Below are 17,953 nucleotides of genomic sequence, written 5' to 3'. Positions count from 1 at the left end.
CCGACGGCGTCGTCGGAGAAGAACAGGGCGTGCACGTCGAAGTTGAACGGCACCGAGGCGTCGCTGAGCTCCCGCACCCGGTCGAGCGGGTCGAGCCGTCGGGTCATGCCGATCTTCACCATGTCCTCGCCGAACGCCCCGACGTTGGAGATCACGTAGACGTACCCGGCGCGGACGTTCGCGGCCCGATAGTCCACGGCGTCGGCCGCCGCCTCGACCTCGGCGAGGCGTTCCTCCATCTGGGCCACGCCCTCGGCGTCACCCTTGGCCCGAAGGGCGGCGAGCGCGTTGGCGTAGTGCTGCCTCTCCTTCTCCAGGCGGGCGCGCTCGCGCTCGATCTCCTGCTGAACCTTCCGCTCCTCGCGCAGGCGCGCCTTCTCCTCCCGCTCCCGCTCTTTCTCCTCGGCAACCTTCGCCAGGTAGTCCGCGGTGAGCTCGAGCTCCTTCCTGCGCAGGCGGTGGTAGTCGTTGGAGATCCGGATGTCCATCGACTTGCCCAGCCGCGCGATCGTTTCCGCCACCTTATTCAGGCGCTCGATGGCCGAGTCCAGCCGGTAGGGCTTGAGGCCGCGGACCAAGTTGTCGGCCTCGGCGTTGAAAGCGCGCAGGATGAGCTTCGAGTAGTCCCGGACCATGGCCCGTCCTTTGGCCTCGGAGCCGGAGACGGTCACGCGGGTGTCCGCCTGGACGGCGCCGCCATCCTTCATGGCCATGGCCTTGATCCGGTCCTGGGCCGTCGCGAGCTTGCCCTGGTAGGCGACGGCGTCGGTCAGCGGGTGCCGGTACTCGTACACCCGGCCTCCTGCAGCAGCACGGTCTCCTCGGTGACGACCACCTGCTGGCTCAGCGTGCCCACTCGCTGTTCGAGCTCGGCTGTCTGCTGCGTCAGCCGGTCGCGGTACTGCTCCAGCTCGAACGCCGCCATCTGCCCCAGGCGCCGCATCTCGGACTGCAGACGGTCGTGCTCGCCTCGCAGCTGGGTGAGCTCACCCTGACGCCCGTCCAATTCGCCCTGCAGCCTGGTGGCCTGGGCATGCCACGCGGTCAGCTTTTTCTGCAGCTCACCGTTCTCGGCGGCCAACTCTCGCGCCTTGCCGCGGGCCCCGAACAGGGGGATTTCCTCGTCGACCCAGAGCTGCCACCCCGGAGGCGCAGGGCCCCATGCCGGGTCCGGCTTCCAGCCGGCCGGCGGTGTCCGAGCTCTCGGATGCCGGCCAGCGGCAGATCCAGTCATGGGCGACGACTGACCCGGCCCTGCCGGGGCAGCACCCCCGGCATACGGATGAACAGGCTCAGGGGCATGCGACGTAGCGACGACGAGCTTGCGGCGGCCGGCCTTGCGTAGCCCGGCCGGGCCGCCGCAGCGCGACAGCAGCTCCAGCGCGGCCTTGTCCTGCACCTTCGGGCCGAGCACGGGTCCGTCCGCCGAGCGGCGCTCCGCGTGGTCCGGCGAACAGCGCGACGGCCGCACCACGACAGCGCCGCCCGGCGGCGGCGCCGGTCAGGCGACGTCCACCTGGGCGCCCGGACGGCCGCTATCCACCACGAAGCTGGCCCGGGTGGACACCGGGGCACCCGGCTCAGTGACGTACGGCAGGACCCGGTAGTCGGTGCGCCACTGCTGCTGGTCGAGCTGGCAGCGGACGTAGCCGCGCCGGCCGTTGTAGAACCGCATGTGCGGGTTGCTGGCCAGCCACTCGGTGCCCCGCACGTCCAGGTCCGAACCGTTGCCGCCGGAGGTGATCGAGGTACCCAGGAACTCGACCCCGACGGTACGGGACGACTGGTCGTCGAAGTTCTGCTTCAGGTCGGCGACCATGCTGCAGTGCGCGTCGCCGGTGACGACGACCATGTTCTCGACGCCGCGCTCGACCACGCCGTCGAAGAGGCGCTGGCGGGCCGCCGCGTAGCCGTTCCAGTTGTCGTCGGACAGCTTCTTGCCGGGGCCCGGGTCCCGGTCCGCCTCGGCGATGACGGTCTGGTTGCCGAGCACGTTCCACCGCGCGGTCGAGGCGGCCAGGCCGTCGAGCAGCCACTGCTCCTGGGCGCTGCCGAGCATGGTCCGCGACGGGTTGTCCATTCCGGCCGGCACCTGGTCCGAGCGGTACTGCCGGCCGTCGAGGATGTTGAACTCGGCGAGGTTGCCGTAACGGAGCCGCCGGTACAGCCGCATGTCCGGCCCCTGCGGGATGCTGAGCCGGCGCAGCGGCATGTGCTCGTAGTACACCTGGTACGCGGCGGCCCGGCGCTGATGGAAGTCCTCCTGCGACTGCTTCGGATCTTCGGAGGTGCCGTCCGCGTAGTTGTTCTCCACCTCGTGGTCGTCCCAGGTCACCGCCCACGGGAACCGGGCGTGTGCCAGCTGCAGGTCAGGGTCGGTCTTGTACTGGGCGTGGCGGATCCGGTAGTCGCTGAGCGAGAAGATCTCGGTGGCGGGCAGGTGCGGGCGGCCGATCGCGCTGGCGCCCGGACCTTCGTAGATGTAGTCGCCGAGGTGCAGGACCAGATCCAGGTCCTCCTCGGCTAGGTGCCGGTAGGCGGTGAAGTGCCCGGCCGGCAGGTTCTGGCAGGACACGAAGCCGAAGGCGAGCCGCCGCCGATCCGCGTCGTACGCGGGTGCCGTGCGGGTCCGTCCGACCGGGCTGAGTTGCGTGCCCACCCGGAACCGGTAGTAGTACTCGCGATCGGGGCGCAGGCCGGTGACCTCCGCGTGCACCGAGTGTCCGAGCTCCGGTGTGGCCCGCTCCGCACCGGCGCGGACCACCCGCTGGAAGCCCTCGTCCTCGGCGATCTGCCAGGCCACCGGAACGACCCGCGGCGGCATGCCGCCCGAACCGTCCACGGCGAGCGGGTCCGGCGCCAGCCGGGTCCACAGAACCACCCCGTCGGGAGACGGGTCGCCGGAGGCGACACCGAGGGTGAACGGGTTGTCGGCGAAACTGGGGTCGGCCCACGCCGGTGCCGAGGAGAAGCCGGCGATGGCGGCGGCGGCATTCGCGCCGGCCGCGCCCGTCAGCCCGAGGAATACGCGCCGGTTAAGAGCGGGCATGCGACAGTCCCTTCAGAGTAATAGAAGATCACCACCGATTCTTGGGACCGAGATTGCCGGCGGGTGGCCGCACGAAGACCGCAAGCGGACGCGTCCGCAGACATCGAGACTGTCCGGTCCCCGCATGCCCTACCGGCGATCCCGATGGTCGAGGCCGGCTGCCCCGTGGTCAGGATCGGCACGGGAAGCTGCTCTTCGAGTAGGTCACCCCAAAGTTGTATGCGTCGTTGAAGTGGGTGTAGTAGGCGTCGTAGAGCGGGCGCGGTGCCGCTCTCCGGCGCCATCTTGACGAAGATCTCGTCGTTCTCGTTGAGGGCGTCCCGCGTCCAGTTCTGCGAGCCGGTGTAGACGCGGTACTGGTAGGCGCTGCGGTACTCGCCGTAGGCCACGAACAACTTGTCATGCACCTTGTCCTTGCGGCGGATGGCCACGCCGGCGTCGAGCAGTTCGTCGTAGACCGACTGGCTCATGGCGATGCCGCCGTCGGCGTTCGTACCGATGACCATCCAGACCTTGCACCCGGCGGCCCGGAACCGGGTGACCAGGTCGACGATCTGCGGGCGCCCGGTGGTCACCGACGCCATGCCCACCCGCAACCGGCAGTTGGCGTCGAGGGTCAGGTCGTTGAGCCGGGTGACGAAGGTGTCGGTCGGCCCCGCGCCTTCTGGGGAGGCGTATGCGTCGGGCGCGGTCGCCTGGTAGTAGCCGCGGCCGGAGGCGCTGTCGTAGTAGTCGTTGCCGCTGTAGTGCCGGCGGTTCCACATGTCGGTGAAGTTGGCGTTGAGCCCTGCGGTGAGCGCGGCGTCGCCGTAGACGGTGATGGCGTTGTTGAACGCGTCCGGGCCGGTGGCGTAGGTCAGGTTGCTCGATCCGAACCAGACGACGTTGCTGCGGGCGACGTCGTTCGGATCGGTGGTGCTGGTGAAGGTGAACAGCTTGGTGTGCATGTCGCCGGCGGCACTGGTGCTGATGCAGCCGTGGCCGCCGCTGCTGTTGAGGCAGAACTGGTGGTTGCTCAGCTGCTTGATCGTCGTGATGGCCGAGTCGGTCGAGGTGGCGTTCTTGCATCTACCCCGTCGTGCTGGATGAGCTGATCCCGCAGGCATGGCACCACGTCGAGCAACACGCGAACAACCTGATAGAAGCCGATCACAGCCAGCTCAAACAGCGATTGAGACCGATGCGCGGGCTACGAACCGACAAGACAGCACAGGTCATCATCTCCGGACACGCGTTCATGCAGAACCTGCGCCGCGGACACTACGAACTCGCCCGTTGAAGCCCCGCCGGCAACGCGGGTGCCTGCGGCGTTCCCCGCCCTCGCCCTGGCGATCTGACCTCGGACCGACACGGGTTCAACACGTCCGCCGATCCCTCAACGCAACTGTGAGTCTCGGTTTGCGGCTCTGGGATTGTGGAGCCGTTCTCCCGGGGCCGCGGTCTGACCCGCAACGCAACTGGCTCGGTTGATGCCTTCGCGCCGATCTGTCGGCTGTCGGTTCTGGGAGTACAAGCTGTCGCCGGACCGGTGGGGCGTGTCCCAATAGGGGCCTTGCTGCAACAAGGGCACCATCACAGTTCTGACCGCCCTGCCGGCCCGGCGATGGCCATCCGCCACCCGAGCCGATCAGGAGACGAACCACCGATGCCCAGCATGCCGCACCCAAGTGAGAGCAGCCAGAGCCACCCGCGCGATGAGGAGATCGTCCTCGGTGTCGACACCCACAAGGACTCCCACGTCGCCGCGGTCATCACCGTGCTCGGCGTGCTGGTAGCCAGCGCCGCGTTCCCGACGACGGCGGCCGGCTACCGGCAGTTGCTGGCCTGGGCGCGTGGCTTCGGCGTGTTATGTCGCGCCGGGGTGGAAGGCACCGGCTCGTACGGGTCGGCCCTGACCCGACACCTCCGCCGGCAGAACATCACCGTCGTGGAGGTCAACCGACCGGACCGGGCTGCCCGGCGCCGCAAGGGCAAAACCGACGCTGTCGACGCCACCGCGGCCGCCCACGCCGTCTTGTCCGGCCGCGCGAACACCACGGCCAAGGCCGCTGACGGGCCGGTGGAGATGCTGCGCATGTTCAAACTCGCCAGAACATCCGCGGTCAAGTCCCGGACCCAGGCGGTCAACCAGCTGCAGGCAGCGAGGAACTCCTCGTGCGTCCACGAATCGGCTCGGGCCTGTTCCGCCAGCCTCTCTACGTCTCGACGCGCTCAATCCTCACCGAGACTTCCACGGCGCGGTTGACCACATGCAGCATGCGGGATATCTTTCCGTACCAGGCAAGCGAATTCCAGATTGGATACTGCCAGGTCCCTCGCACCGAAAGCTCCGCCCCCACGCGCCGGCACAGCCCACCGTCGCCGCCCTACCGCAGCCGACTTCGCACCACGCCCGGCGTGAACCCGCCCTGCCGCATCGCGACGCTCTCAGCTAGGAGCCACCATGCTGAAACGCCCCGCACTGTCGGTTCTCCTCGTCGCCGCGGTCACCGTCGGGTCGGGCCTGGTCGGGGCGGTCCCCGCTGCCGGCCGGACCGGCGGCGACCCGCCGCGCCAGCGAGTGGTGGACGCCGGTGACAGCATCGTGATCACCGGCGAGACCTACCGGATGCGGATCATCAAGGACGGCTTCCGGTACTCGTTCGACAATTCCTCCGGCGCCACGGTTGCACCGGCCCATCCGGACTCGGGTCTGCGGATCAGGTACGCCGGCGGGCAGGACGTCAGCGACGCCGAGGCCACTCGGCTCGTCTCCGGTCCGAGGTCCGGCACGGCCGTGCTGGACGTGACGATGACGGACGGGTCGCAGGTCAAAGTGCACGTGCTTCCATCCGACAGCTACGCGCGGATCCTGGTGCCGAACCTGCCCGGATCCAGCAGCACGATCGACTTCCGTACCGGTGCGGTCGCCCCGGCGTACGGGCTCGGGGACTACGGGTCGTTCGCCGACGGCCAACCTGAGCAGGGGACGCCGTGCAGTGGAAACGTCGAGGCCAGGCCGAGTACGGAGCTGACGGGGCTGGTGCTGGACAACCTGACGAACGAGGGCAGTTGCAAGCGCTTCGTCAGCAACTTCACCGTGTTCCCAAAGCAGCGGTTCGCTCAGGTGTGGTTCGAGGACGGGCGGAAGCGAGTCGGCCTCACCGGAACCGAGAACCGGCTCGGCGCCGCCGACGTGGACTCCGTCGACAGCCTGTACTACTTCGTCGGCCGTGACCTGCCGCAGGTGTACGCCGACTACAAGCAGGTCCGCAACCGGCACGGCTACCTGGACTCCCGGCCGGACGAGTCGTTCTTCGGACTCGGCTGGGAGGCGTACGGCGCACTCGGCTGGGACACCTACCAGTCGTCCGTCGTCGAGACGCTGCAGGACTTCCTCGCGCACGGCTATCCGCTCAGTTGGGGCGTGGTCGGATCCGGCTTCTGGCCAGGCCCCCGCGGCAACAAGGTCGAGGGCACCACGAACAGCTTTGGCATGTGGGACGACACCGCCGAGGACGGGCGCGCGGACGGACTGCCGAACCCGCGATACCCGGATCCCGACGCGTTGAAGCGGCTCTTCGCCGACAACGACATCAAGCTGCTGCTGGGGGCGCGAAACAACATCAAGGCTCTGCCAGCCGACGGCGGCAACTACAACCTGCGGTACGACGGGCCGTTCCTGCAGGAGGCGCTGGAGCGCGGCTTCCTGCTACGCAACGGCGACGGAACGCCCCGTGTCGTGACTCGGGCGCAGTTCCCCGCCGGCGCCAGCTACATGCTGGACGGATCCAACCCGGAGGCGGTGCGCTGGTTCGTCGACCGGCTGCGCGCCTGGGGTGTGGACGGGTGGAAGGAGGACACGATGCTCTACGACCCGAACCTCCACCTAGACGGCAACTGGAACCCGGTGCAGACCGCGATGCACGATGCTGGCGACCTGGTGATGGTGCGGAACGCCGGGTACTCCGTGCCGGGCGACATCATCCGGATCAACGACACCATCTACGGCACCGGCGAGGTCTACCACGAGGACCCGGACCGGATGCCGGTCAACCTCCTCAATTACGCCGCATCCAGTGCCGGCAACCTGTACGGCGACTACGTGGGTGGCACGCCAGGGCCGTCGATGCAGGACCCGGCGTACCAGCAGTACTTCGTCCGCAACGCGCAGTTCAGCGCCATGTTGCCGGTGATGGCGTTCGGCAAGGGCCCGTGGGAACTCGGCCGCAGCGACTACGCGGCAGCGGTGAAGAAGATGGCGTTGTGGCACGAGGCGCTGCGCCCGTACATCTACGACGCGGTGCTGGACGGGCACGAGAGCGGGTTCCCCACCGCCGTGACCCCGCTGCAACTGGCCTATCCCGACGATCCGAACACCTACAGGCTGGCGAACGACACCACCCGCCAGTACGAGTGGATGTTCGGCGAGTCCCTGCTCGCCGTGCCGGTGTTCGGCGCCGACTTCGAAACAGCGCAGGCCCGGGACGTGTACCTGCCGGCCGGCAAGTGGATCGACGTCCAGAGCGGCGCGGTGTTCCACGGGCCGACGACGCTGCGGAACTACGCGATCGGCACCGACCGGATCCCAGCGTTCGCCGGCGGCAAGGGCGTTCTGGTGACCACGCAGGCTGGAGCGCTGACGGCCGAGGTGTACCCGGTGTCGACCGGATCCCGCTACACCGCCGCGCGTGGGGATGACGCGATCACCATCGAGAATGCCAACACCGGCTGGGACACCGGCTCCCTCGCCGTCGTCGACCGCACGAGCGGGCAGTCGGTCGCGTACCGGGTCGACCAGGTCACCGGCGTGTTGCGGTTCCCGGTGACCGTGGGCCACACCTACCGCCTTGTGGGCGGTGGGACCGCTGAGCACACCGTCGGGCTGGACACCACCGCTCCCGGGCTGGTCACCGGAGTCGGGCACCGCACGGTCGACGGGATCACGACACTGAACTGGGACGCCACCGACAACGCCCGGGGCTACGTCGTGACCGCATCGCTGAAGCAGGCGTGCGTCGTCGCCCCGGAACGGATCATCGGCTCCTCGACCGGCACGAGCCTGGTACTGGGCAGCGACGGTTTGGCGGGCACGTACCGGGTGACGGCAACGAACAGCGCGGGCAGCGGACCGCCGTCCGCGCTTCACGTGATCGCACCGACGACCGGTGGGGGCGGTGCCGCGGCGGTCGTCGTGACGAACGAAGGCACCCCGCCGACCTGCGATGCCGAGAATCCGGCCTACAGCGAGGAGGGACGCTGGCTGTCGAGCAGCTTGAAAGGTTTCGACGGCTCCGGCACCCGCTACACCTCGACCGCCGGCCTGACCGTGACCTGGCGAGCTGACCTGCCTGCGGGGACCTACCAGGTCGACGTCTGGTCACCGAAGCACACCAGCTGCAGCACCAGCACGACGTACACCGTCGCCGGCACGAGCGTCCCCGTCGACCAGTGCGCCACCGGCGGCGAATGGCATTCGATCGGCACGCATCAGCTGACCGAGGGGATCACGCCGGTCACCCTGACGTCCGGCTCGGGCACCACCCGCGCCGATGCAGTCCGCTTCACGCCGACCGGATGACCGTCCCACCGCGGCCGTTCGCTCAACCGGGCGGTGCGGCGCGCCCGACGGTAGCCCATCGCCTGAGGATGGAGTAAACAGATGTTCGCCCGTCCACCACTTCGCGTCCCTCTCACGATGATGACGGCGCTCCTGGTGCCGTTCGCAGTCGTCGTCCCGTCGTCCCCGGCAGCGGCCGCCGAGGCAGTCGTCGTCACCCCCTCGACTCCCGGCGCCTACTCCGAGACCGGAACTTGGGCGAACGCCCGGGACCCCGGTCACGACGGCTCTCCCTCGCGGTACAGCCGGACCCCCGGTTCCACGGCCACCTGGACCGTCGTGGCACCCGCCTCCGCCAGGTACGACCTGGCCGTCTACTACAGCGCGAGCGTGGACAACGCCAAGGTGGAGTACGCCTGGACCGGAGGACCGGACACCCCGACGGTGGTCAACCAGGCCGTCGGCGGCAACGCCTGGCGCCAGATCGGCTCCACCTACCTCGACGAGGGGCAGAGCTTCACCCTGACCGTCACCGCGACCGAGGGTCCGGCGGTGACCACTCCCAACCTCAACGTCATCACCCGGGCCAACGCGGTGCGGTTGCTCGAGGTGGCCGGCGACGAGGAACCGGTCGCCGACTGCGGTACGGACGACACGGCGGCACCGATCGTCGACGCGGCGGAACAGCGCTTCCCCTCCTACCGGCTGTCGCAGCACGGCACCATGGTCTCGCTGGCCGGCGACGGCTGGACCGTGTCAATCGACCGTCGAGGCTTCCGCTACGGACTCCAGGTCGACGGCGCGTCGGCCGCGGCGCCGCATCCGACAGCCGGGTTGCAACTGGCCGTTCCGGGCCGTGCCCCGTGCGACGCCGTCGCGGCGACGCTCACGGCGGCGGACGCGTCGAGCGCGCGGTTCTCCGTGACCTTCTCCAACGGCCGCCGGGCAGAGGTTGCGGTGGTGCCGGAGGACCATTCCGTGAACCTGCGGGTCACCGCCGCGGACGTGAGCACCGGCAGCGTGCGGGCGCAAGTGGCCGGCGGCATGAACCCCGCGTACGGGCTCGGTGACCTGGGCGGATTCCGGACCGACCTGAACGTCTACGGCATCCGCAACCTCGACTACTACGCCCAGAACAGCGCGGGCACGACGAACCAGCGCTTCGTCTCGACGTTCACCGTCTTCCCCGGCCGGAAGCTCGCCCAGGTCGTGCTCTCGGACGAGAGCCTGGCCGTGCAGGTCGACAGTGCCGCCACCCTGCTCGGTGTCAACGGCCCGCAGATGTCCGGACTGCACTACTTCTTCGGGGACATGCAGACGATCTACCGGCGCTACGCCGAAGTCCGGCGGAGCGCGGGCTATGTCGACTCCAAGCCGGACTACACGCTCTTCGGCGTCGGCTACGAGTCCTACGGGGCGCTCGGCTACAACACCAACCAGCAGACCATCACCGACTCGGTGACGACATACCTGGACAAGGGCTTCCCCCTCAGCTGGGTGGTGACCGGCTCGGGGTTCTGGCCGTACGGTTCGGGGAGCGCCCAGGGCACGACCTCGAGCTTCGGCCTCTGGGGCGCGAAGTACCCGGATCCCGACGGCTACAAGAAGTTCCTGCACGACAACGGGATCAAGCTGCTGCTCGGAGCCCGGCAGTCCTTCCGCGCGCTGCCGGCCGACGGCGGCACGTACGACCCCGCTCTGGACGGTGACGGCACCGCCGTGGGCATCGAACGGGGCTACTTCATCAAGGACGCGAACGGCAAGCCGCGGGTGTTCCGGCCGGTGTCGTTCCCCAACACTGCGATGTACCTGATCGATCCGCACAACGAGGAGGCTGTGCGGTGGTTCGTGGCCCGCAGCCGGGAGTGGGGCGCGGACGGGTACAAGGAAGACCACATGTTCGACGGCACCGCGAACCGGTACGTCAACAACGCGCTGGTGAACCCGATCAATGTGGGCCTCGAGGACGACGGCAAGCTCATGATGGTGCGCAACAGCGCCTTCTCGGTGGCGGGCTCCATCCTGCGGATCAACGACACCGACTACAACCACGGGCCGGGGGACCGCGACCGCACGGTCGTCAACGGGCTCGCCTACGCCGCCAGCGGTCAGCCCAACTTCTATCCGGACATCATCGGCGGTCGGATCATCGGCGACCTGGAGACCAACACCTCGAAGCAGCGGTACCTGACCCGGAACGCCATGATGGCCGCCATGTCGCCGGCGATGTCCTTCGGCAACGAGCCGTGGCGGATGAATGACCCCGCCCTGGTGGCGGCCGCCCGGAAGGCCGCACAGTGGCACGCCGAGTATCAGCCCTACATCTACTCGGCGGCCGTCACCTCGTACGAGACCGGCTTCCCCTCGACGGCGACGCCGCTGCCCGTGGCGTTCCCCGACGACCCCCGGGTCCGCGACCTGGCGTCCGCGGCCAGGAAACAGTACGAGTGGATGTTCGGTCCGTCACTGCTGGTCGCACCGCTGTACGGCGGCGACACCGACACGGCCATGTCCCGTGACGTCTACCTTCCGGCCGGTGAGTGGATGGACATCGAGACCGGTGAGCGGTTCTCCGGCCCCATCACCCTCACCGCCTACCAGCAGCCGTTCGGCAAGATTCCCGCCTTCGTCGGCGGTACGGGCATCCTCGTCCACGATCCCGGAGCGCGGGATCCGGGCGACGCCGTCGCCGCCGGGGACGTGCGGGCCAGCGTCTACCCCGTCGCCGCACCCGGCGCCACCTTCACCTGCATCAGCAGCGACGGACACGCCCGAAGCCGGATCACCGCGAAGAACACCTCGTGGTCGGCGGAGGACATCGTCGTCCGGGACTCGTCGGGCGCCGACATCGCCTTCAGCAGGAACCCGGTCACCGGGGCGATCGAGTTTTCCGTCGAGGCGGGGTTGGACTACGTGGTCTCGGACGCTGATTCTCCCGAGTGGGGCCTCGAGGTCGTCGACGTCCGGCCGGCCGGGCCGGTCGTCACCGACCGGCAGTGCCCGTGCAGTTCGGACTTGTGGATCAGTCCGGGTCCCCCGCCGGCCGCGTCGTCACCGAGGTGGTGCAGGCGGCACCGGACGGCGCCGAACGGCAACTGGAGTTCGAGACGGACGACCAGAACCGGGTCCACACCGTCCTGAGGACGCAGGCCGGCGGCGCGGGAGCCTACGTCGTCGTCGTGAAGGCGGCGGACGGGCGCCGGTTGGCGCATTTCACCGTGAAGGTCACCTGACAGGCTGACAAGGAGATTCTGTTGACGACACCTGCGCGAGCGTGGGCCGGTGCGGCTATGGCGCCGATTCTGATGGCGACCGTGGGTCTGACGGCGGCGTCCGCCGCGGCCGCCGCCCCTGAAGCGGCAGCGGCACCGGTGTTCACCGACGACTTCACCACCGGGCTCAGCCGGTGGCGGGCGCTGACCGGAGCGCTGACGGAGTGGACGGCCACCACCGCCGAGTTCCCCTACGTCTCGATCGACACCCGCACCCAGCCGTCGGGCCGGTACATCACCCCGCTCACGCCGGTGGGCCTGCCCGACGCGTACGAGCTGCGCACCAGGGTCCGCGTCGATGCGGCCAGCGACTCACCCGCCGTCTCCGTGCTCACCGACTTCCGGGAACCGTACGCCGTCACCCAGAACAACTTCGCGGCGCAGCTGACCGGCTGGTCCGGAGTGCAGATCTCCGGCCCGGTGACGCAGACGGTGTGCCGCGGCCCCGCCCCTGTGCGGCAGGGGGAGTGGCACGAGCTGGTCATCCGCCGGGCCAACAACATCTCGGTCGTGGAGATCGACGCCCAACGGGTCGCCGTGGTGGCCGCGCCCGCCGCCGGTGGGACGATCGGCCTTGGCGTCTACCACGCCCGGGCGTCGTTCGCCGCCGTCGCGGTCACCGCGCTGCCCACCGTGCCCGCCGACCACCCCACGACGGCATCGGGCTGTTCCTGGACCGAGCCGGGCGAGCCCGAGGTCGACCAGCCGATCCTGGTCAACCAGAGCGGCTACAACCTCGGCCAGGTCAAGCGGTTCACTGCACCCCGCGCCGTCGACGGTGAGCAGTTCCGGATCATCGACGCCGCCGGCAACGTTCGCCACGAGGGCACCGTCCGCGGCCAGGTCGGCGACTTCACCGACTTCGACCCGGCGGAGCCCGGGCCGTACACGGTGGAGGTTCAGGGCGCTGCCGGGACCGGCCGGTCCGATCCGTTCGGTATCGGCGCCGACTGGATCGAGCGCGTTTCCTACCGCCGCGCGGTGCAGTTCATGACCGACGTGCGCTGCTACTACGGCGACTTGAGCAGGATGGTCTACGGTGGCACCGATCCGCAGAACTGCTACCTCGGTGTTGGCTGGCGCGACTCGCACCAGATGTCCTTCGAGTTGCCGTCGCTGATCGACATGTACCTGGCCAACCCTTCCGCGTTCGCGCAGATCAAGGACCCGCAGGCGCGGTACGTGGGGCTACCGGTGCAGCTGCCGGCGGACACCCCGGAGATCGTCCGGCTGATCCACTGGGCCGTCGAGGTGTACCTGGGCGGGCGGGTGAACCACACGCTGCTCAAGGAACAGATGGCCGCCTTCCTCTACGCCTATCCGTACCTGGCGGACTACATTCCCCACAGCGTCTACGAGCGGGCGCGCGACTACCTCTTCCCGATCTGGGACGACCCGGCGAAGGACCGCTTCGCTTGGTACGACACCACTCCCCACACCGCCGACCTGCTGCAGGTCTACACCCAGGTGGGTTCCGGCAAGGGGGAGCTGCCACCCGGCCATTCGGTGTGGCCGAACGTGATGATGTACGAGGTCGCCAAGCGGGAGGGTCGCGCTGACGCGGACCGGTACCTGGCCGCCGCGAAGGCCCAGGCCACCTGGCTGGTCGGCAACCTCGACGTCGCCGACCCGACCGTCACGAAGGGTCAGCGGCAGGGCGAGTACCACCTGGTCACCGGCCTCGCACGGCTGCTGCTGTCGCACCGCGACCAGGCGCCGCCCGGCACCCGGGACTTCATCCGCCGCTGGGCCGAGGTCGTTGCGGAACGCTCGGCGAACCTGTGGGACTTCCGCAGGTACTCCGCGGACCGGTGGACCATCCCGTCCTTCACCGGCGGTGGTTCGGCCAGCGACCCCAACGAGACGGGCAACGTGGCCGGCTTCGCCGCCCCGGCCCTGGCCGCCGCGCAGGTGCTCGGCGACGATCCGCTCGCCGCGCGGCTGCGGCAGATCGCGGTGGCCCATGTGGACAACGCCTTCGGCCGTAACCCCACCGGACGGCACGCCTCGTACCGCGGGCCGACGGAGCAGTGGGGCTTCGAAGGCGTGGAACGCGGCTGGTACTCGGAGTTCCAGGGCGGGGCGGGTCGCCTCCAGGGCGCCCGCGGGGTGCTCGACGGCAGCCCCAAGAACGGGCAGTACCCATACAATCCGGGCGTCGGCAACATCGGCCACTCCGAGGGCTGGGTCACCTTCAACACCGCCTGGAACGAGACACTGGCCTGGCGGGCCGTCGACACCACCACGGTACGGGTGGTGGACACCGCCGGAGGGCCGGTGGACCGGGTGCCGGAGGGTAGCCGCGCGAGCGTACGCCTGACCGCGCCGCTGAACCTCGACCCGGCCGCGCTCGACCGGGGCGACCTTGAGGTCCGGGTCGGCGACCGCGCACCGCAGCGGCTGGTCGCGGTGCAGGACGGGCTGAACGCCACCACGTACACGGCAGAGTTGGACCTGGCCGCTCTCGGCGCGACGCTCGGCGACACGGTGAGCGTCTCCTACGGCCTCGGTTACTTCGCGCGTCAGGTCACCGTGACCGTCGCGGCGCCGCTGTGCGCGGGCCGGGAGCCCACCATCATCGGAACCGACGGCCCGGACCGGCTCGTGGGCACGGCCGGGGCCGACGTGATCGCCGGCCGGGGTGGCGACGACGTGCTCGTCGGCCTCGGCGGCGATGACGTGATCTGCGGCGGTGGGGGCGCGGACCGGCTGGTCGGCGGACCCGGCGGCGCGACCCTGCTCGGCGGGCCGGGCCCGGACGTCGTCGTCGGCGGCCCCGGCGACGATCGGCTCCACGGCGGCGCCGACCGGGACGTGGTCGTTGGCGGCGGCGGGACCGACCAGATCGACCAGGACGGTCCGGACGCCTGACCCGCTCGCGGTGCCGGGCGGCTGGGCCGCCCGGATCCGTACCGCCGTGCGGTCGCCGGTCAGCGGTCGACGGCCCGCGCCAGCAGCGCCGTTGCGGTCGCGCGGTCGGGGAGGCCGGTGGTGTCGCCGGGGCGGCGATCACGCCGGCGGCGAGCGCGCCGCCGCGCCCGCACGTCCGTGGCCTGCCGCTCGGTGCCCGCGACGTGCACCTCGACGGTGGCCGTTTCGGCGAGTACCTGGCCGGGCGGCGGCTGGAACAACGCCATCGCCTCGCCCAGCCCGGCGACCTCCAGGTCCGGCGCCATGCCCGTCTCGCGTCACCCGTCTCACCCCGTACCATGGTCAATCTCGTGCACAGTGCAGAATTAGGTGTCACATATCGCAAGCAGCTTCCAGGGAGGGGTCGGCATGGCGGCCGAACCGGGCAGTAATCAGAGCGTCGAGCGGGCCCTGACCGTGCTCCGCGCCCTCGCGGCCGGCCGCACCGAACTCCGCGTCTCCGACGTCGCCAAAGCCACCGGACTCGGCCTCTCCACCGCCTCCCGGCTCCTCGCCACCCTCGAAGGGATGGGCTTCGTCGACCGCAACCCCGTCAGCGGCCTGTACCGGCTCGGACTCGACATGGTCTCGTTTGGCGGCGCGGTGCTCAACAACCACCCCGTCCACCGCGAGGCCCGGCAGACCGCCCAGGACCTCGCCGCTGAACTCGGCCTCGGTGTCAACGTGGCGTTACGCCGCGGCGACCGGCTCTTCTACCTGCTCAACTTCGAAGGCCGGCAGGCGCCCCGCCCGTTCCTCCTCGCCGGACAGTACAACCCGCTCCACGCCACCGGGCTCGGCAAGGCACTCCTGACCGGGCTGACCGGGGACGAGCGGCGCACCCTGCTACCCGACGCGGCCCTGCACGCCTACACCCACCGCACCATCACCACCCACGAACAGCTCGACGAGGAACTCACCCGCACCCTCGCCCGGGGCTACGCCACCGAGATCGAGGAACTCGCCCTCGGCCGCGCCTGCATCGCCGCCGCCATCCGCGACGGCTCGGGCGCGGTGGTGGCGGCCCTCTCGGTGTCCGGCCCGCTCTCCGCCATCGACCTGCCCAACCGCGAGACCGAACTCGTCCAGTCGGTGATCGAGGCGGCCGACTCCGTCAGCATCAACCTTGGGTACGTCGGGCCAGCCCACGTCGTGCCCCAGCAGGCCGTCGCCTCCGAGGTCGTGTCATGACCGTTCAGCTCGGCCGCGTCATCGCCATCATCCGGCTCCCCGGCCCCGAGGACGTCGTCCGCGCTGGCCGGGAACTCGCCGAGGCGGGCCTGGACAGCATCGAGGTCACCCTCACCACGCCCACGGCACTCGAGGCCATTGCCGAGCTGCGGAACGCGGTGGCCGGCACCTGCGCCGTCGGTGCCGGCAGCGTCCGTACTCCCGGGGACGTGAGCGCCGCCCGTGACGCCGGGGCCGAGTTCCTCGTCACCTCCACCACCCGCGTCGGGGTTCTCACCGAGGCGGCGGCCGCGGACCTGCCCGTGATCTGCGGCGCGTTCACGCCGACCGAGGTCGACGTCGCCTGGTCGTCGGGAGCCACCCTGGTCAAGCTCTTGCCCGCCAGTCACGTCGGCCCGGCGTACCTGCGGGAACTGCGTGCCCCACTGCCCGACGTGCGGCTCGCGCCTACCGGCGGGATCACGCCTGGGTCGGTCGGGGAGTGGGCCGCGGCCGGCGCGGTCGCCGTCGGCGCCGGCAGCGCACTGGTCGATCCGACCGACGTGGCTGCCGGGGACTGGCCGGCGCTCCGGCGCCGCGCCCGTGCCTTCCTGGACGCCACCGCAGCGGCACCCTGGGCCAGGTGAGATCCCCGGCCGGCGGCGGGAGCTGCCGCCGGCCGGATGCCGTCCCCCGTGGGGTCTCAACGGGACCGGCGGACAACGGGCTTGCCGTCAGGCGCCCGCCAAGGCCCGCACGACGTCCTCGTCGACCGTGATGCCGAGGCCAGCGCCGCCCGGCACCTCGCATCGCCCGCCAACCGGCGCGACCGCGTCCGGGGCGACGGCGGTGAGCGGGTTGGTGCCGATCCAGTGTTCGAGCACTGCGAAGTTCGGCATCGCGGCGGCGCATTGCACGCTGGCGTACCAGTGCACGGCCGAACCGATGCTGACGTGCGGGGTGGCCTGCGCGCCGAACGCGTCGGCGAGCGCGGCGATCCGCATCGTCTCCGTGATGCCACCGGCCCGACACACGTCGGGCTGGAGCACGCGGAGCGCGCCGGCGCGGAGGAACTCCAGCGCCCGGTGCCGGGTGGCCAGGGAGTCCAGGGCGAGGGGGATGTCCAGGCGGGCGGCGAGGGTGGCGTACCCGTCGAGGTCCTCCGGCGGCAGCGGCATCTCGAAGAACCCGACGCCGGCCTCCTGGAGGGCGCGGCCGACCCGCAGCGCCTGCGGGACTTCGTACTGCCCGGCGGCGTCGGCGTAGACGGCGGCCTGGTCGCCGAACACCTCGCGTACGGTCTGCACGGACGCGATGTCGTCCTCGGGGCGGGCGCCGATAGCCACCTTGACGGCGTCGTACCCCAGGTCGCGCAGCCGCTCGGCCTCCTGGCGCACCCTCCGCTGGCCATCGGCGCCGGACCCGGCGGGTGCGGCGGGTACGCCGGAGGCGTACAGCCGCAGGGTGGTGCGGTAGCGGCCGCCCAGCAGGGCGTGCAGGGGCTGGCCGAGGGTGCGGGCGAACGCGTCCCACAGAGCGATGTCGAGGCCGGCGAGGGCCTCCAGCCAGAAGCCACTGTCGTGACCGCGGACCCGCATGGCGGTGTAGACCCGGTCCCAGGTGCGGCCGATCTCGTCGAGCCGTGAGCCGACGGCGAGCGGTGCGATCAGATCGTCGAGGATCGCGGCGGTGGCGCGGGACCCGACGGGTGCCTTGGCCTCGCCCCAGCCGACGACCCCGTCAGCGGTCTCGACCCGCACCAGCACGGCGTCGATGGTCTCGCTGTAGACGTAGCGGCGGCGTTCCATCGGCGGGTACTCCACCAAGGCGCTGCCGTGGTCGGCGCTCCACGCGCGGACGCCCCAGTACGTCTCGGCGGGCTTGGCGTGTACCGCGTAGCTGCGGACGTCGACGACCTTCATCAGGATCGCGGCGTGGAAACCCGGCCGTTTAGGGCCGGGAGGTAACGCCGCTCCCTCCCCTCGATGCTCGTCTTGCATGATGGGTGGATAG

The 17,953-nt window shown here is 70.3% G+C and carries 12 protein-coding genes and 1 pseudogene; 7 read left to right on the top strand and 6 right to left on the bottom strand.

Going from position 1 to position 17,953, the window contains the following annotated elements; translation table 11 throughout:
- The 4 genes and pseudogenes from ACWD5O_RS35000 to ACWD5O_RS34985 form a co-directional block, all read right to left on the bottom strand.
- Positions 1-794 (bottom strand): DUF4041 domain-containing protein (locus tag ACWD5O_RS35000; RefSeq protein WP_450087934.1); only part of this gene is annotated, 794 nt, incomplete at its 3' end.
- A gap of 500 nt (positions 795-1,294) precedes the next feature.
- A pseudogene (locus ACWD5O_RS34995) lies at positions 1,295-1,414 on the bottom strand (IS110 family transposase); the annotation flags it as partial.
- A gap of 87 nt (positions 1,415-1,501) precedes the next feature.
- The gene (locus tag ACWD5O_RS34990) at positions 1,502-3,049 is read right to left on the bottom strand and encodes an alkaline phosphatase D family protein (RefSeq protein ID WP_450087933.1); all 1,548 of its coding nucleotides are present in this window, start codon (positions 3,047-3,049) and stop codon (positions 1,502-1,504) included.
- Positions 3,013-4,155, bottom strand: coding sequence for a phospholipase D-like domain-containing protein (locus ACWD5O_RS34985; RefSeq protein ID WP_450087932.1), 1,143 nt, complete (start codon positions 4,153-4,155; stop codon positions 3,013-3,015). Before ACWD5O_RS34985 ends, ACWD5O_RS34990 begins: the two co-directional genes overlap by 37 nt.
- On the opposite strand from ACWD5O_RS34985, the gene ACWD5O_RS34980 reads away from it, so the two are divergent.
- From ACWD5O_RS34980 to ACWD5O_RS34960, 5 genes are all read left to right on the top strand, one after another.
- On the top strand, positions 4,128-4,328 hold the full coding sequence (locus tag ACWD5O_RS34980; protein WP_449940471.1) for a DDE-type integrase/transposase/recombinase: 201 nt from the start codon (positions 4,128-4,130) through the stop codon (positions 4,326-4,328). The two genes, ACWD5O_RS34985 and ACWD5O_RS34980, sit on opposite strands and share 28 nt — an antisense overlap.
- 366 nt (positions 4,329-4,694) lie before the next feature.
- On the top strand, positions 4,695-5,294 hold the full coding sequence (locus ACWD5O_RS34975; RefSeq protein ID WP_450087931.1) for an IS110 family transposase: 600 nt from the start codon (positions 4,695-4,697) through the stop codon (positions 5,292-5,294).
- Positions 5,295-5,492: 198 nt separating this feature from the next.
- Positions 5,493-8,609 carry a golvesin C-terminal-like domain-containing protein gene (locus ACWD5O_RS34970; RefSeq protein ID WP_450087930.1) on the top strand — a complete coding sequence of 1,039 codons (3,117 nt, stop codon included), beginning with the start codon at positions 5,493-5,495 and terminating at the stop codon, positions 8,607-8,609.
- Positions 8,610-8,726: 117 nt separating this feature from the next.
- Positions 8,727-11,729, top strand: coding sequence for a TIM-barrel domain-containing protein (locus ACWD5O_RS34965; protein WP_450087929.1), 3,003 nt, complete (start codon positions 8,727-8,729; stop codon positions 11,727-11,729).
- 149 nt (positions 11,730-11,878) lie between these two features.
- Positions 11,879-14,731 carry a hypothetical protein gene (locus tag ACWD5O_RS34960; protein ID WP_450087928.1) on the top strand — a complete coding sequence of 951 codons (2,853 nt, stop codon included), beginning with the start codon at positions 11,879-11,881 and terminating at the stop codon, positions 14,729-14,731.
- 59 nt (positions 14,732-14,790) lie between these two features.
- Here ACWD5O_RS34960 and ACWD5O_RS34955 read toward each other — a convergent pair whose 3' ends face one another.
- Positions 14,791-15,036 carry a hypothetical protein gene (locus tag ACWD5O_RS34955; RefSeq protein ID WP_450087927.1) on the bottom strand — a complete coding sequence of 82 codons (246 nt, stop codon included), beginning with the start codon at positions 15,034-15,036 and terminating at the stop codon, positions 14,791-14,793.
- Positions 15,037-15,139: 103 nt separating this feature from the next.
- On the opposite strand from ACWD5O_RS34955, the gene ACWD5O_RS34950 reads away from it, so the two are divergent.
- Together ACWD5O_RS34950 and ACWD5O_RS34945 are read left to right on the top strand one after the other, a co-directional pair.
- Positions 15,140-15,961 carry an IclR family transcriptional regulator gene (locus ACWD5O_RS34950; RefSeq protein ID WP_450087926.1) on the top strand — a complete coding sequence of 274 codons (822 nt, stop codon included), beginning with the start codon at positions 15,140-15,142 and terminating at the stop codon, positions 15,959-15,961.
- A complete protein-coding gene (locus ACWD5O_RS34945; protein ID WP_450087925.1) occupies positions 15,958-16,587 on the top strand; it encodes a bifunctional 4-hydroxy-2-oxoglutarate aldolase/2-dehydro-3-deoxy-phosphogluconate aldolase in 630 nt (209 codons plus the stop codon). Before ACWD5O_RS34950 ends, ACWD5O_RS34945 begins: the two co-directional genes overlap by 4 nt.
- Before the next feature lie 87 nt (positions 16,588-16,674).
- Here ACWD5O_RS34945 and ACWD5O_RS34940 read toward each other — a convergent pair.
- A partial coding sequence (locus ACWD5O_RS34940; RefSeq protein ID WP_450087924.1) for a mandelate racemase/muconate lactonizing enzyme family protein occupies positions 16,675-17,953 on the bottom strand: 1,279 nt, incomplete at its 5' end.

Source organism: Micromonospora sp. NPDC005161 (assembly GCF_053599855.1).
Note: the sequence above shows the minus strand (reverse complement) of the source record. Positions and strands in the feature narration are given on the sequence as shown.